Below are 12,943 nucleotides of genomic sequence, written 5' to 3'. Positions count from 1 at the left end.
AACTAGAAATTAAATAACATGGCTCGTTCAATTAAAAAAGGTCCTTATGTAGCCGCTCACTTAGAAGAGAAAGTGGTTGCTATTAATGAAGGCAAAAACAAAAAAGGCGTGATTAAAACCTGGAGCCGTCGTTCTACAATCACTCCTGATTTTGTAGGTCACACCTTCGCTGTGCATAATGGTAACAAATTCATTCCTGTTTATGTAACAGAATTTATGGTAGGTCATAAATTAGGTGAATTTGCTCCTACAAGAAACTTCAAAGGACACTCAAGTAAAAAAGGTTAATAAATAGTTTAGAGTTCTTAGTTCTGAGTTCATAAAAGACTCAGAACTAAAGACTCAGAACTGGAAACTAATAATAAAATGGAAGCAGTAGCAAAACTGAGAAATTATCCAACATCTCCACGTAAAATGCGCTTATTGGCTGATTTGATCCGTGGTATGCAAGTAGAAAAGGCCTTGGCTGTATTGGAGCACAATCCAAAACATCCAGCAGTGCCTATGCGTAAATTGGTGTTGAGCGCTATCAGCAACTGGAAGCAGAAGAATGAAGGTGGTGAAGTAGGTCAGTTGTTTGTAAAGACCGTTTTTGTAGACGGTGCCAGAACATTAAAGCGTATGCGCCCAGCTCCTCAGGGACGTGGATACCGTGTACGTAAAAGAAGCAATCACGTAACTGTAATTGTTGACGCGAAATCTTAATTAAAACATTTAAAGAATAACCAATAAACATGGGTCAAAAAGCAAATCCTATTGGTAACAGGTTAGGTATCGTCAGAGGATGGGAATCTAACTGGTATGGTAGCAAAAAAGACTTTGCCAATAAGCTGATTGAGGATAACAAAATCAGAACTTATCTGAATGCACGTATTAACAAAGGCGGTATCGCTAAGATTGTTATTGAGCGCACTTTAGGTAAATTGATTGTTACAATCCATACTTCTAAGCCAGGTATCATCATTGGTAAAGGTGGTGGTGAAGTAGACCGCATCAAAGAAGAGTTGAAGAAACTTACTGGTAAAGATGATGTTCAGATCAATATCCTGGAGATCCGTCGTCCAGAATTAGATGCAAACATTGTTGGTGATACAATTGCTCGTCAGATCGAGAACCGTATCAACTTCAAAAGAGCTACTAAAATGGCAATTGCTTCTGCGCTTCGTATGGGTGCTGAAGGTATCAAAATCCAGTTAAGCGGTCGTTTAGGTGGAGCTGAGATTGCCCGTAGCGAGAAGTTCATGCAAGGTCGTGTACCTCTTCATACATTCCGTATGGATATTGATTATGCTAACGTATTTGCACAAACTGTATACGGTAAAATCGGTATCAAAGTATGGATCTCTAAAGGTGAAGTATTAGCGAAGAGAGATCTGAATCCAAACTTCATCGGTGGTAAAGAAGCCGGTGCACAGGGTGGTGAAAGAAGAGGCGGCGAAAGAGGCGATAGAAGAGACGACAGAAGACAAGGTGGTCGTGATTTCTCTCGTGGTCGTGGCGGAAGAGGTCAACACCAATAAATTAAAAATTAGCTAATTAGCTAATGAACTAATTAGCTAATTGAAAACCATTTTCGAATTATCAAATTGATATAAAATGTTACAGCCAAAAAGAACGAAGCATAGGAAAATGCAGAAAGGTCGCATGAAAGGCGATGCTAAAAGAGGAACTACTATTTCCTTTGGTTCTTTTGCATTAAAAGCTTTGGATAGTCATTGGATCACCGATCGTCAGATCGAGGCTGCACGTCAAGCTTTGACCCGTCACATGAAACGTGAAGGTAACGTGTGGATCCGTATTTTCCCTGATAAGCCAATTACCAACAAGCCAGCAGAGGTACGTATGGGTAAAGGTAAGGGTAACTTAGAGTACTGGGCTGCTGTTGTAAAACCAGGTCGCATCATTTTCGAAATTGATGGTGTAACTGAAGAAATTGCAAAAGGAGCTTTACACTTAGCAGCTGGAAAGCTACCAATCGCAACAAAATTTGTGAAGCGTCGTGATTTAATAGGCGCCTAAACCATCTATAAACTAGAAGAAGATGTCAAAGACAATTGATTTCAAAAAAAGCATTCAAGGTTTAAGCGAGCAAGATTTGCAAGCTCGTATAAAAGAAGATGAGTTGCGCTTAAAGAAGCTTGAATTTGCTCACGCCCTTTCTCCATTGGAAAATCCAATGAGCATTCGTAACCTGCGCAGAGAAGTGGCTCGTTTGAAAACAGAATTAAAGAAGAAACAACTAAGTGCATAACTAGCTGCATGCTGCAAGCTATAAGCCTTAAGCTTGTAGCATAAAGCTTGAAGCGTAAAGCTTAATAATATGGCTGAGACAACAACTCAAATTATTAGAAATTTAAGAAAAACAAGAATTGGGGTAGTAACCAGCAACAAGATGACTAAAACCATCACTGTAGCGGTTGAGCGTAAAGTAAAGCACCCAATTTATGGTAAGTTCGTTAAAAAGACGACTAAGTTCCATGCTCATGATGAAAAGAATGAGGCGAGCATTGGTGATATCGTTCGCATCATGGAAACTCGTCCTCTTAGTAAGACGAAGCGTTGGAGATTAGTGGAGATTGTAGAGAAAGTGAAATAATAAAGCGACGAGCTACGAGCTATGTGCTACGAGCCGTACTTATTGAAATATAATTGTTTTAATTGCTATCAGCTTGCAGCCATACGCTAGCAGCTCATAGCTCAAAGCTTAGAAAAATGATCCAGCAAGAATCCCGTTTGAATGTAGCGGATAACAGTGGTGCCAAAGAAGTACTTTGTATCCGTGTATTGGGTAATAGCGGTCAGCGTTACGCAAGAGTGGGTGATAAAATTGTCGTTACTGTAAAAGATGCAATCCCTGCCGGTGGTATTAAGAAAGGTACCGTTGCTAAAGCTGTAATTGTACGTACTACTAACAAGCTGCGTCGTAAAGATGGTTCATATATCCGTTTTGATGATAATGCTGTAGTTATCTTAAATGCTGCTGATGAGCCAAGAGGTACTCGTATCTTTGGACCTGTAGCAAGAGAGCTTCGTGATAAAGGTTACATGAAGATCATTTCTTTGGCTCCAGAAGTTCTGTAAGCCTGGGAATATCCGATGTATCGGAAATCACGACGCAGTTGAATTAATAACTAACGTTCACTTAAATAGGTTTCCTGGCAGTATCAGGAAAGTAAAACGGTTCTTCGGAACCAGAGGATAAAAAAATGAAAACAAGATTCAAACCAAAGTATAACATCAGGAAAGGCGACCAGGTTGTTGTTATCACTGGTGATGATAAAGATCTGAAAAAACCACGCCTGGTAAAGGAAGTACTGGTTGAAGAAGGTAAAGTGATTGTGGAAGGTGTTAACATCATTACTAAGCATACCAAACCGTCTGCACAAAACACAAAAGGTGGTATTGTAAAGAAAGAAGCTCCTATCAATATCAGCAATGTTATGTTGTGGGATGGCAAGCAAGCTACCAAAGTGAAGAGAGAAAAGCAGGGTGAAACAAAAGTTCGTGTATCTAAAAAATCAGGGGAGGTAATTAAGTAATGGCAACTGTATCAACTAAACCACGTCTAAAGTCTAAATATAAAGACGAAGTCGTTCCTGCTTTGATGAAGCGCTTTAGCTATAAATCTATCATGCAGGTTCCTAGATTAGAGAAAATTGCTATTAACCGTGGCGTAAACGGTGCTGTAGCTGATAAAAAATTAATCGATATCGCTATCGAAGAAATGACTACTATCAGCGGTCAGAAAGCAATTGCAACATACTCTAAAAAGGATATCTCTAACTTCAAACTGCGTAAGAACATGCCAATTGGTGCACGTGTAACTTTACGTGGTGAGAAGATGTATGAATTTTTAGATCGTTTGATCGCTGTAGCTCTTCCTCGTGTACGTGATTTCAAAGGTATCAATGAAAAGTCTTTTGATGGTCGCGGTAACTATACAATGGGAGTAACTGAGCAAATTATCTTCCCGGAGATCGATATCGATAAGGTAAATAAAATTACTGGTTTGGATATCTCATTTGTAACAACAGCTACAACTGATGAAGAAGCATACGAATTACTGAAAGAGTTAGGTATGCCTTTCAAAAACATTAAAAAATAAATTCTAAAACTCATATAGAACTATGGCTAGAGAATCAATAAAAGCCAGACAACGTAAGAGAGAGAAAATGGTAGCTCAATACGCTGAGAAAAGAGAAGCGTTAAAAGCTGCTGGAGACTGGGCTGCATTAGATGCATTACCTAGAAACTCTTCTAAAGTGCGTTTGAAAAACCGTTGTCAGCTGTCTGGACGCCCAAGAGGATATTCTCGTTACTTCGGGATTTCTCGTGTTGCTCTTCGTGACATGGCTTTAAACGGAAAAATTCCTGGTTTGAAAAAAGCAAGCTGGTAGTATCGTGAATGGTCAATGGTGAATGGCTAGAGTTTTTCTTGACAATCACTACCCACGAAAGCAATGAAAATTGCCGACCGGAATAACTAAACAATTAACTACAAAACTTTTCCAATTATCTCGTTCTGGCGAGATGTAGGAGGGCACATAATATGGTAACAGATCCTATAGCAGATTTCTTGACAAGAATCCGTAATGCGCAAATGGCTGGTCACAGAATCGTTGAGATCCCAGCTTCTAACCTGAAAAAGCGTATGACAGAGATCCTGTACAATCAAGGTTACATTTTGAAATACAAGTTTGAAGATGATAACAAACAAGGTGTAATCAAAATCGCCTTAAAGTATGATCCACAAACTAAGCAACCAGCAATCCATAGCTTAGAAAGAGTAAGCCGTCCAGGTTTGCGTCACTATTCTAAGCCTGCTGATTTCCGTCGTGTTAAAAGCGGTTTAGGTGTAGCTATCATTTCTACTTCTAAAGGTGTTTTGACTGACAAAGAAGCGAAAGCTCAAAACGTAGGTGGCGAGGTTCTTTGCTACATTTATTAATCCTGTTTTCAAACTTTCTTTCGATACATTAAGCCTTCCTATACAAGGCTGACCGGTCGGAAGAACAAAAAATATAAATTATGTCTCGTATAGGTAAAGCTCCCATTACAGTTCCTAGCGGTGTAACAGTTACAATAGGTAACGATAACGTTGTTACCGTGAAAGGACCTAAAGGTGAATTAAAGCAGCCAATTGATCGCGATATCAAAGTAGAATTGAAAGATGGTCAAATTAACATCACTCGTCCTACTGATCAAATCCGTCATCGTGCTTTACATGGTCTTTCTCGCGCCTTAGTTGCTAACCTTGTTAAAGGTGTAACTGATGGTTACGAAAAGAAACTGGAATTAATTGGTGTAGGTTTCAAAGCTTCTAACACTGGTAACCTTTTAGACTTAGCTCTGGGTTATTCTCACAATATCATTTTTGAAGTTCCAAAAGAACTGACTGTAGCTACAGCACAAGAAAAGGGTAAAAATCCTGAAATTACGTTGACTGGTATTGATCGTCAATTACTAGGTCAGGTAGCTGCTAAAATCCGTAGCCTGCGTAAGCCTGAGCCATACAAAGGAAAAGGTGTACGTTATATGGGTGAAGTGGTACGTAAGAAAGCTGGTAAAGCTGCTGGTAAATAAAGTTAACTAGTTGAATAGTTGATGTTGAATTCATCAACTATTCAGCTTTTTTAAAATAAATCCTTCTTTTCCCTGGCAGTATCAGGGAAATAAATAGAATAAAAATGAGAACAAGCGCAAAAACAACAAGAAGACAAAACATTCGCTACCGTATCAGAACAAAGATTTCTGGTTCTGCTCAAAAGCCTCGTTTGTCTGTCTTCCGTAGCAATGCTGATATTTATGTACAGTTGATTGATGATGTTAGTGCAGTTACTATTGCTTCTGCATCTTCAAGAGATAAAGACATTAAAGCTCAAACAGGTACAAAATCAGAGAAAAGCAAATTAGTAGGTCAGGCTATTGCTCGCAAAGCTAAAGACCTTGGTATTGAAACTGTAGTTTTTGACAGAGGTGGTAATCTTTACCATGGTCGTGTAAAAGCTGTAGCTGATGGTGCAAGAGAAGGTGGTTTGCAATTCTAATTAATCTTAAAACGTAATTACTAAATATTACAATGGCAAAAGCTAATTTAAACAGAGTAAAAGCAGGCGACCTTGAATTAAAAGAAAAGGTAGTTGCTATCAATCGTGTAGTAAAAACTACTAAAGGTGGTCGTGCTTTCTCATTCTCTGCCTTAGTGGTTGTGGGTAATGAACAAGGTGTTGTAGGACATGGCTTAGGTAAAGCAAAAGAAGTACAAGAAGCGATTACAAAAGGAATTGAAGATGCAAAGAAAAACTTGATCAAAGTTCCAGTAATGCACGGTACCATTCCTCACGATCAGTTAGCCAAAGAAGGTGCTGCTAAAGTGTTAATCAAGCCAGCTGCACACGGTACTGGTGTAATTGCCGGTGGTTCTATGCGTGCAGTATTAGAAAGCGCTGGTGTTACCGACGTATTAGCTAAGTCTTTAGGTTCTGCTAACCCTCATAACGTGGTAAAAGCAACCTTCAAAGCTTTAGCTTTATTACGCGAGCCAATTGATGTGGCTAAAACCAGAAGAATTGGTTTAAAGAAAGTATTTAACGGATAATAATTAGTCAATGGTCAATGGTCAATGGTCAATATTTTTTGACTTAAGCCAATGATTGCTGATTAGTGACAAAAGACTTTTTATGAAAAAAATTAAAATCACTTTAGTAAAGAGCCCAATCGACAGACCAGAGCGTCAAAAAGAGACTTTGAAAGCTTTAGGTTTGAATAAATTGAATGCTACTAAAGAAGTTGAAGCTACTCCACAGATCCTAGGTATGGTTCGCAAAGTTGAACATATGGTATCTGTTGTAGAAGTTAATGGATAATATATTTGTAAAATGTAAAATGAAAGCCTGAAATCTCAGGCTATATCATTTTACATTTTTATTTTTGCGAACTTTTTGTTAACAAAGCGAGGGGTGATTCCCCGTAGAGTAAAAATCAAATACAATGAAACTACACAATTTACGCCCTGCGAAAGGCGCTGTGCACAAAGAAAAACGTTTAGGTCGTGGTGAAGGTTCCGGACATGGTGGAACTTCAACAAAAGGTAACAAAGGCCAACAATCTCGTACCGGTTATCAGCGTAAAATGGCTCACGAAGGTGGTCAGATGCCGATTCAGCGTCGTGTTCCAAAGCGTGGCTTTAAGAACATCAACCGCATTGAGTACAAAGTATTCAACTTAGGTCAAATTGATCAAATTGTTGAAAAATATGGTATCACGGAGTTTACTTTAGAAAACTTGTATACTAATGGTTTAATCAGCCAAACTGACCGCGTGAAAGTGTTAGGTAATGGTGAATTGAAATCAAAAGTTACTTTTAAAGTGAACGCAATTAGCGGAAAAGCAAAAGAAGCTATTGAAGGAGCCGGTGGTTCTGTTGAAATTGTAGCTTAATTTTCCTTAAATTGCACAGACGCGCAACAAGTGCGTCTTTTTTTGTTTCAGGACCGTAAACCTTTCAATTTTCCGTGAAAAAATTCATTGCAACACTAAAGAATATCTGGAGTATAGAGGAACTGCGTAGCAAAATCCTTTTTACACTTCTATTGATCTTCATCTACAGAGTAGGTACTCATATTGTATTGCCCGGTATTGATCCAACTCGATTACAGCAATTAGGTGCCTCTGCAAGTGGTGGTATCTTGGGCTTGATCGATACTTTTGCTGGTGGTGCCTTTTCCCAGGCTTCCATTTTTGCATTGGGTATCATGCCTTATATCTCTGCATCTATCTTTATGCAGCTGATGACTGTTTTAGTTCCTCAGTTTCAAAAAATGCAAAAAGAAGGGGAGAGCGGTCGCAAGAAAATTAACCAGTGGACTCGTTACCTAACAGTTGGAGTTACCTTGGTTCAAGCTTCTGCATATGTGGCATATTTACGCCAAATAACTTCTCAATCACAAGCCATTATTCCAGGATATGCTGATTATTTCTGGCTTTCTACAGTGATTGTTCTAACTGCTGGTACTCTATTCGTAATGTGGTTAGGTGAAAAAATCACTGACAAAGGTTTAGGAAATGGTACATCTCTGATCATCATGGTAGGTATCTTGGCTCGTCTGCCTCAGTCGTTCTTACAAGAATTTACCAATAAGTCAGTACGTACTGGTCAGATCCTGATCTTCATCATTGAATTAGCTATCCTGTTTGCAATCATTATGGGTTGTATCATGCTGGTTCAAGGTACAAGAAAGATCCCTGTAAACTATGCTAAACAAATTGTAGGTAACCGTCAATTTGGTGGTGCACGTCAATTCTTGCCAATCAAAGTAAATAGCGCTGGTGTAATGCCTATCATCTTTGCTCAGGCTGTATTGTTCCTGCCAACATTGTTCAACTTTACAGGTACCGCAACTGGCCAAGGCATTGCTTCGGTATTTACTGATCATTCCAATGTTTGGTACATGGTCATTTACGCCGTAGTGGTAATTGGTTTTACTTTCTTGTATACAGCGTTGATCTTTAATCCAAAGCAAATTGCTGATAACCTGAAGCAGAACAATGGATTCATTCCAGGTGTAAAACCTGGTCAGCCTACAGCTGATTATATCGGCCAGGTAATGGATCGCATTACCTTACCAGGTGCCTTGTTATTGGCATTAGTTGGTATTCTGCCTGGTATTGCTCAGCGTTTAGGTGTAACTCATGGTTTCTCTACCTTTTTTGGCGGAACTTCACTGCTGATCATGGTAGGTGTAATCCTTGACACTTTACAGCAAATTGAAACTCAGTTATTGATGCGTCAATATGATGGCTTAATGAAGAGCGGTCGTATTCAAGGACGTCAAACTGTAACTCAGGCTTCATACTAAGCTTAATTTTTTTAGAATATCATAAAAACCTGGTGAGACTACTTGCCAGGTTTTTATTTTTGCAGCCAATATGATTTATTATAAAAATGATCAGGAAATAGAGCTCATGCGGGAAAGTGCCTTGCTGGTAAGTAAAGCACTGACTGAAGTGGCTATTATCTTGAAACCTGGTTTAACCACACTCGCTATTGATAAAATAATAGGTGAGTTTATCAGGGATAATAAGGCTATCCCTTCCTTTTTGAATTATAATGGTTACCCATTTAATTCTTGTATTTCCGTAAACGATGTAGTGGTACATGGTTTTCCCAATGAACAAGAGTTAAAAGAAGGCGATATTGTTTCCGTAGACGTAGGTGTGATTAAAAACGGATGGCATGGAGATCATGCTTATACGTTTATGATTGGTAAGCCTGCCGATGATGTGATTCAATTAGTAAAGATTACCAAAGAGTCCTTGTATAAAGGAATTGAAAAAGCTGTAGCTGGTAACCGCCTAGGCGATATATCTTTTGCCATTCAGGAGCATACGGAAAAGAAGCATAAATATGGTGTAGTGCGTGAGTTGGTAGGACATGGTTTAGGGCGTCACCTTCATGAAGACCCACAAGTACCCAACTATGGACGAAGAGGTACTGGGCCAGTGTTAAAAGAAGGTCTGGTGCTGGCTATTGAGCCCATGATCAATATGGGTAAAAAAGATGTGTTTACCGATAGCGATGGTTGGACAGTACGTACCGCAGATGGTAAGCCCTCTGTGCATTTTGAACATGATGTTTGTATTAAAAAGGGTCAAGCTGATGTCCTTTCAAATTATAGCACCATAGAAGCTGCTGAAAAAGCAAATCCTAATCTCTTTGCCGAGTATTAATAAAGCCCGAAAGGGCTTTCTTTTTTATGAGTAAAAAACGTTTGGTAGTTATTGGTGGTGGGGCGGCTGGCTTTTTTTGTGCGATAAATGCAGCCCGTTTGCAGCCTAGCTTAGAAGTTATTCTATTGGAGAAAACCAATAAGCTTTTATCAAAAGTTCGTATTTCAGGTGGTGGGCGTTGTAATGTAACGCACCATTTATTTGATATTACTGAATTAAGTAAACGCTATCCAAGAGGGCAAAACTTCGTTAAGAAAACATTCCATCAGTTTAATACAACGGATACCATAAAATGGTTTGAAGAACGTGGCGTAAAGATAAAGGCGGAGCCAGATGGAAGGATGTTTCCCATTACGGATTCTTCTGAAACCATTATTGATTGTCTTTTAAATGAAGCTAGAGGATATGGCGTTGTAATTAGAATGAACGCAGATGTAAAAGAGTTAATTGCTCCTAATTCAGCTAATGAAACAAGGCTTAACCAATTTCAGGTTAAGCTGGCAAGTGGTGAAAGTTTAAAGGCGGATTATGCGTGCATAGCCTGCGGAGGTTATCCTAAACAAGCGATGTTTCAATGGCTGTTAGACTTAGGACATACTAATGCGGAACCGGTACCTTCTTTATTTACTTTTAATTTGCCGAAACACCCTTTGAATAGTTTGATGGGCGTTAGTGTAGAGAGCGCAAGGGTAAAGATAGAGGGGACGAAACTTCAAGAAGAAGGCCCCATTCTCATTACGCACTGGGGCTTGAGTGGGCCATCTGTATTACGTTTAAGTGCATGGGGGCTAGAGAATTAAAAGAAAAAAACTACGAGTTTAAAGTGCACATCAATTGGCTGCCTAACTATAATGAGCAAACGTTAAAGTCTAAGTTTCAAGAATTAAGAGGTAGTGCTTCCGGCAAAAAGGTGAGCAATCAAAATATTGGCCATTTGCCGAATCGATTATGGCAATTCTTATTGGAGCAGGCGGGTGTAAATGACGACATGCGTATGGCTGATTTGCCCGCCAAAGTAGAGAATTTGCTGATCAAATATTTAATCGATTTTGTAGTAGACGTGAGAGGGAAAACAACGTTTAAAGATGAGTTTGTAACGGCTGGAGGTATTCACTTATCGGAAGTTGATGCCAATACCATGATGAGTAAAAAGCTGTCACATCTGTTTTTTGCTGGTGAAATACTTGATGTTGATGGAATAACAGGTGGATTCAATTTTCAACATGCCTGGGCTAGTGGCTGGATTGCTGCTAAAGCTATTAGTCAATTAGCAACTCATTAAGGTGCTTTGATTAATCTGCCTGAGCTAAAATAAGTTGGTACAACAGTGTTGGGATTTCCTTTGTAATATATGTTTCCAAGATGACAAACATAGGCGTTCAGTGTGTTTGTTACATTTACAAAAGCGTCTCTAACACCTACATATACCATATCCATATTTTTTACTTCAAAATCTGACAGGTAAATACTACTGCGGGGATGTATAAGTGTGTAACAATAATCACTTTTTCCGTGAAGTGTTACATCTGCGTTTTGTCCTTGTAAATGAACTGTTGTATGCTTGGCGTTCAAATTTAGATCTATATTCCCAGCTCCTAAATAAGAGTAGATCATAATGGTATCTGCCAGTATTGTATTTGTTGATGTTATTGACCCGCTGCCATCATAATCAATGCGTTTAAGATTGGGAATGGATACTGATACATTGATGGTTTCATTAGGATTACGGAGCCAATCACACGAGGTTGTATTTTCAATAATAAGTGTACTGTCTTTTACAATAGTGGTAATATTAGGCTGTAAGTTTTGTCCAGCATTTACTTTCACAGCAAACTCCTCGCTCTGCGTCAGAATAAGGTTAAGATCATCGTTGAGATAAATCTTATTATACGGTTGTAAAATACGATCTGTTGTAGTTACTGTACCTGCGTTCTCAAAGCAACCGGGCTTCTTACATTGGGTTAAAAGAAAACAGCAGCCAATTAATATTTTGAATAAAACCTTTCGCATAGCATCACTTGATTTTATAGCCAACACCTAAATGAATAAGGTCAGCTTTTCCACCAAAGGTTTTTAGTAAAACCTGTCCTGACCATTTTTTTGAAATAGCGTATCGAGCACCAACTTGTTGGAAAAGTTGACTGTTAGCTTCTTTATTCACTAAGGGGACACCAAACTGTACTGGAATAGTCACTCGGCCCGCTTGAAAACGATATAGGGCATAAAGACCAGCTTGGGCATTACTTACATCGCGCGTATATGGATAAATATCAGACATATCCAGTTTATAGGTGCGATCGTAGAATAGAAAAATACCACCGCCAAAGCTGCTTCTTAATGATACATTCTTTGCTGTCTCTATATTGGCCACATTGACTAAATAACGTTTGCTACCGATCCATGGAACTTGTTTAACGCCAACAGAAGTAAATACATCTAGCGACCATTTTCCTGTTTTACCTTCTCCTACTGGTAAAACCCGTGATTTGTTGGGTGTTACATGATAACGAACGCCTAAGGACAGCGCAGGAATATTCAAACCCAAGTTGGGAAGGGTAGAAGAGCCGTTTGAGAGATGACTGAAGCTGAGTCCTGCATTTAGGGACACATTATTAGAAACAGAAAACTCGTTTTGCCAAAGTGCATTGATGTATCCATTGATAGCTGATCCGATAATCACATTTTTATGGTTCGTTACGGTATTGTAGGGCTTTTCAATCCAACCTAAACCAGCTCCCAGACGTATACTGCTGTTTAGCGATCTGTATTTAAAAACCGGGAGTTTGATATAGGAAAAAGCGCCGCCCATTTTGCCTATGTATTTCTTACTTCCTGTTTGTCCAAAGAAAAGTCCTGCTCCCCATTGTGTTAAAGGACGGTTGGGCCTGCTGGCATTGAATGCTGGCTGCTGGAAATATAGTTCACCAAAATAGGAGTAGCTATCTCTTACGTAAACTGCTTTAGGCGCATTGGTTAAAAAAGATCCGTAATGAAATTGGGAGCCCAAGGAAGAGCGTTTAAAGAAGCATTGTTGTGCTTGAGTCGTTGAATGAACGATTACCGTAACCAATAAGTAAAGAAGCGTCTGTTTCAGGCTTTTCATAGCAGGTGAATAGCATTGGTAGTAGGTGCAAAACTGAGCAATAGTTTCCAGTTTTCCATAACTAACAGGCCATAAAGGTTGAAAAGAATGGATGAGGTGTCGTTAAAAGGG

The 12,943-nt window shown here is 39.1% G+C and carries 20 protein-coding genes and 1 pseudogene; 19 read left to right on the top strand and 2 right to left on the bottom strand.

Going from position 1 to position 12,943, the window contains the following annotated elements; genetic code table 11:
- The first annotated feature begins 18 nt into the window (after positions 1-18).
- The 19 genes and pseudogenes from rpsS to SY85_RS26030 all read left to right on the top strand — a co-directional run.
- The gene (rpsS, locus tag SY85_RS06225; protein WP_066402497.1) at positions 19-288 is read left to right on the top strand and encodes a 30S ribosomal protein S19; all 270 of its coding nucleotides are present in this window, start codon (positions 19-21) and stop codon (positions 286-288) included.
- A gap of 78 nt (positions 289-366) precedes the next feature.
- The gene (gene rplV, locus SY85_RS06220; RefSeq protein WP_066402495.1) at positions 367-705 is read left to right on the top strand and encodes a 50S ribosomal protein L22; all 339 of its coding nucleotides are present in this window, start codon (positions 367-369) and stop codon (positions 703-705) included.
- Positions 706-734: 29 nt separating this feature from the next.
- On the top strand, positions 735-1,520 hold the full coding sequence (gene rpsC, locus SY85_RS06215; protein ID WP_066402494.1) for a 30S ribosomal protein S3: 786 nt from the start codon (positions 735-737) through the stop codon (positions 1,518-1,520).
- A gap of 76 nt (positions 1,521-1,596) precedes the next feature.
- Positions 1,597-2,019, top strand: coding sequence for a 50S ribosomal protein L16 (gene rplP, locus SY85_RS06210; protein WP_066402492.1), 423 nt, complete (start codon positions 1,597-1,599; stop codon positions 2,017-2,019).
- A 22-nt stretch (positions 2,020-2,041) separates the two neighbouring features.
- Positions 2,042-2,251, top strand: coding sequence for a 50S ribosomal protein L29 (gene rpmC, locus SY85_RS06205; RefSeq protein ID WP_066402490.1), 210 nt, complete (start codon positions 2,042-2,044; stop codon positions 2,249-2,251).
- Positions 2,252-2,320: 69 nt separating this feature from the next.
- Entirely contained in the window at positions 2,321-2,596 is a 276-nt protein-coding gene (gene rpsQ, locus SY85_RS06200; RefSeq protein ID WP_066402487.1) for a 30S ribosomal protein S17, read from the top strand.
- A 116-nt stretch (positions 2,597-2,712) separates the two neighbouring features.
- The gene (gene rplN, locus SY85_RS06195) at positions 2,713-3,081 is read left to right on the top strand and encodes a 50S ribosomal protein L14 (RefSeq protein WP_066402486.1); all 369 of its coding nucleotides are present in this window, start codon (positions 2,713-2,715) and stop codon (positions 3,079-3,081) included.
- A gap of 125 nt (positions 3,082-3,206) precedes the next feature.
- Positions 3,207-3,539: a 50S ribosomal protein L24 gene (gene rplX / locus SY85_RS06190; RefSeq protein ID WP_066402485.1), complete on the top strand. Its 333-nt coding sequence runs from the start codon at positions 3,207-3,209 to the stop codon at positions 3,537-3,539.
- Positions 3,539-4,105, top strand: coding sequence for a 50S ribosomal protein L5 (rplE, locus tag SY85_RS06185; protein ID WP_066402484.1), 567 nt, complete (start codon positions 3,539-3,541; stop codon positions 4,103-4,105). The genes rplX and rplE overlap by 1 nt, the downstream gene beginning before the upstream one ends.
- A 22-nt stretch (positions 4,106-4,127) precedes the next feature.
- Positions 4,128-4,397 carry a 30S ribosomal protein S14 gene (rpsN, locus tag SY85_RS06180; protein ID WP_066402483.1) on the top strand — a complete coding sequence of 90 codons (270 nt, stop codon included), beginning with the start codon at positions 4,128-4,130 and terminating at the stop codon, positions 4,395-4,397.
- 152 nt (positions 4,398-4,549) lie between these two features.
- Positions 4,550-4,948, top strand: a complete 399-nt coding sequence (rpsH, locus tag SY85_RS06175) for a 30S ribosomal protein S8 (protein ID WP_066402482.1) — start codon at positions 4,550-4,552, stop codon at positions 4,946-4,948.
- Between the two features lie 80 nt (positions 4,949-5,028).
- Complete coding sequence (rplF, locus tag SY85_RS06170) at positions 5,029-5,583, top strand: 50S ribosomal protein L6 (RefSeq protein WP_066402480.1); 555 nt, start codon at positions 5,029-5,031, stop codon at positions 5,581-5,583.
- 104 nt (positions 5,584-5,687) lie between these two features.
- Positions 5,688-6,047, top strand: coding sequence for a 50S ribosomal protein L18 (gene rplR, locus SY85_RS06165; RefSeq protein ID WP_066402478.1), 360 nt, complete (start codon positions 5,688-5,690; stop codon positions 6,045-6,047).
- A 32-nt stretch (positions 6,048-6,079) separates the two neighbouring features.
- Positions 6,080-6,598 (top strand): 30S ribosomal protein S5, encoded by a 519-nt coding sequence (rpsE, locus tag SY85_RS06160; protein ID WP_066402476.1) that lies wholly within the window; start codon positions 6,080-6,082, stop codon positions 6,596-6,598.
- A gap of 82 nt (positions 6,599-6,680) precedes the next feature.
- Positions 6,681-6,866: a 50S ribosomal protein L30 gene (rpmD, locus tag SY85_RS06155; RefSeq protein ID WP_066402473.1), complete on the top strand. Its 186-nt coding sequence runs from the start codon at positions 6,681-6,683 to the stop codon at positions 6,864-6,866.
- 124 nt (positions 6,867-6,990) lie between these two features.
- The gene (gene rplO, locus SY85_RS06150; protein WP_066402472.1) at positions 6,991-7,440 is read left to right on the top strand and encodes a 50S ribosomal protein L15; all 450 of its coding nucleotides are present in this window, start codon (positions 6,991-6,993) and stop codon (positions 7,438-7,440) included.
- 74 nt (positions 7,441-7,514) lie between these two features.
- Entirely contained in the window at positions 7,515-8,858 is a 1,344-nt protein-coding gene (gene secY / locus SY85_RS06145; RefSeq protein WP_066402471.1) for a preprotein translocase subunit SecY, read from the top strand.
- 70 nt (positions 8,859-8,928) lie between these two features.
- Positions 8,929-9,729: a type I methionyl aminopeptidase gene (gene map, locus SY85_RS06140; RefSeq protein ID WP_066402468.1), complete on the top strand. Its 801-nt coding sequence runs from the start codon at positions 8,929-8,931 to the stop codon at positions 9,727-9,729.
- Positions 9,730-9,755: 26 nt separating this feature from the next.
- A pseudogene (locus tag SY85_RS26030) lies at positions 9,756-10,928 on the top strand (hypothetical protein); the annotation flags it as partial.
- A 79-nt stretch (positions 10,929-11,007) separates the two neighbouring features.
- Here SY85_RS26030 and SY85_RS06130 read toward each other — a convergent pair.
- Entirely contained in the window at positions 11,008-11,739 is a 732-nt protein-coding gene (locus SY85_RS06130) for a head GIN domain-containing protein (RefSeq protein WP_148661124.1), read from the bottom strand.
- A gap of 4 nt (positions 11,740-11,743) precedes the next feature.
- Positions 11,744-12,832: an acyloxyacyl hydrolase gene (locus SY85_RS06125; protein WP_082886310.1), complete on the bottom strand. Its 1,089-nt coding sequence runs from the start codon at positions 12,830-12,832 to the stop codon at positions 11,744-11,746.
- Positions 12,833-12,943 lie beyond the last annotated feature (111 nt).

Source organism: Flavisolibacter tropicus, assembly GCF_001644645.1.
Lineage (GTDB): Bacteria > Bacteroidota > Bacteroidia > Chitinophagales > Chitinophagaceae > Flavisolibacter > Flavisolibacter tropicus.
The sequence above is the reverse complement of the archived record's forward strand: the minus strand, read 5'-3'. Positions and strand labels throughout refer to the sequence as shown.

Bases quoted from the DNA above. Each gene is read 5' to 3' on its own strand.
- rpsQ (WP_066402487.1), top strand. From the start codon at position 2,321: ATGGCTGAGACAACAACTCAAATTATTAGAAATTTAAGAAAAACAAGA.
- rpmD (WP_066402473.1), top strand. From the start codon at position 6,681: ATGAAAAAAATTAAAATCACTTTAGTAAAGAGCCCAATCGACAGACCA.
- SY85_RS06130 (WP_148661124.1), bottom strand. From the start codon at position 11,739: ATGCGAAAGGTTTTATTCAAAATATTAATTGGCTGCTGTTTTCTTTTA.
- rplV (WP_066402495.1), top strand. From the start codon at position 367: ATGGAAGCAGTAGCAAAACTGAGAAATTATCCAACATCTCCACGTAAA.
- rplE (WP_066402484.1), top strand. From the start codon at position 3,539: ATGGCAACTGTATCAACTAAACCACGTCTAAAGTCTAAATATAAAGAC.
- rpsN (WP_066402483.1), top strand. From the start codon at position 4,128: ATGGCTAGAGAATCAATAAAAGCCAGACAACGTAAGAGAGAGAAAATG.
- rpmC (WP_066402490.1), top strand. From the start codon at position 2,042: ATGTCAAAGACAATTGATTTCAAAAAAAGCATTCAAGGTTTAAGCGAG.
- map (WP_066402468.1), top strand. From the start codon at position 8,929: ATGATTTATTATAAAAATGATCAGGAAATAGAGCTCATGCGGGAAAGT.
- rpsE (WP_066402476.1), top strand. From the start codon at position 6,080: ATGGCAAAAGCTAATTTAAACAGAGTAAAAGCAGGCGACCTTGAATTA.
- rplP (WP_066402492.1), top strand. From the start codon at position 1,597: ATGTTACAGCCAAAAAGAACGAAGCATAGGAAAATGCAGAAAGGTCGC.
- SY85_RS06125 (WP_082886310.1), bottom strand. From the start codon at position 12,832: ATGAAAAGCCTGAAACAGACGCTTCTTTACTTATTGGTTACGGTAATC.
- rpsS (WP_066402497.1), top strand. From the start codon at position 19: ATGGCTCGTTCAATTAAAAAAGGTCCTTATGTAGCCGCTCACTTAGAA.
- rplO (WP_066402472.1), top strand. From the start codon at position 6,991: ATGAAACTACACAATTTACGCCCTGCGAAAGGCGCTGTGCACAAAGAA.
- rplX (WP_066402485.1), top strand. From the start codon at position 3,207: ATGAAAACAAGATTCAAACCAAAGTATAACATCAGGAAAGGCGACCAG.
- rplF (WP_066402480.1), top strand. From the start codon at position 5,029: ATGTCTCGTATAGGTAAAGCTCCCATTACAGTTCCTAGCGGTGTAACA.
- rpsH (WP_066402482.1), top strand. From the start codon at position 4,550: ATGGTAACAGATCCTATAGCAGATTTCTTGACAAGAATCCGTAATGCG.
- rplR (WP_066402478.1), top strand. From the start codon at position 5,688: ATGAGAACAAGCGCAAAAACAACAAGAAGACAAAACATTCGCTACCGT.
- rpsC (WP_066402494.1), top strand. From the start codon at position 735: ATGGGTCAAAAAGCAAATCCTATTGGTAACAGGTTAGGTATCGTCAGA.
- rplN (WP_066402486.1), top strand. From the start codon at position 2,713: ATGATCCAGCAAGAATCCCGTTTGAATGTAGCGGATAACAGTGGTGCC.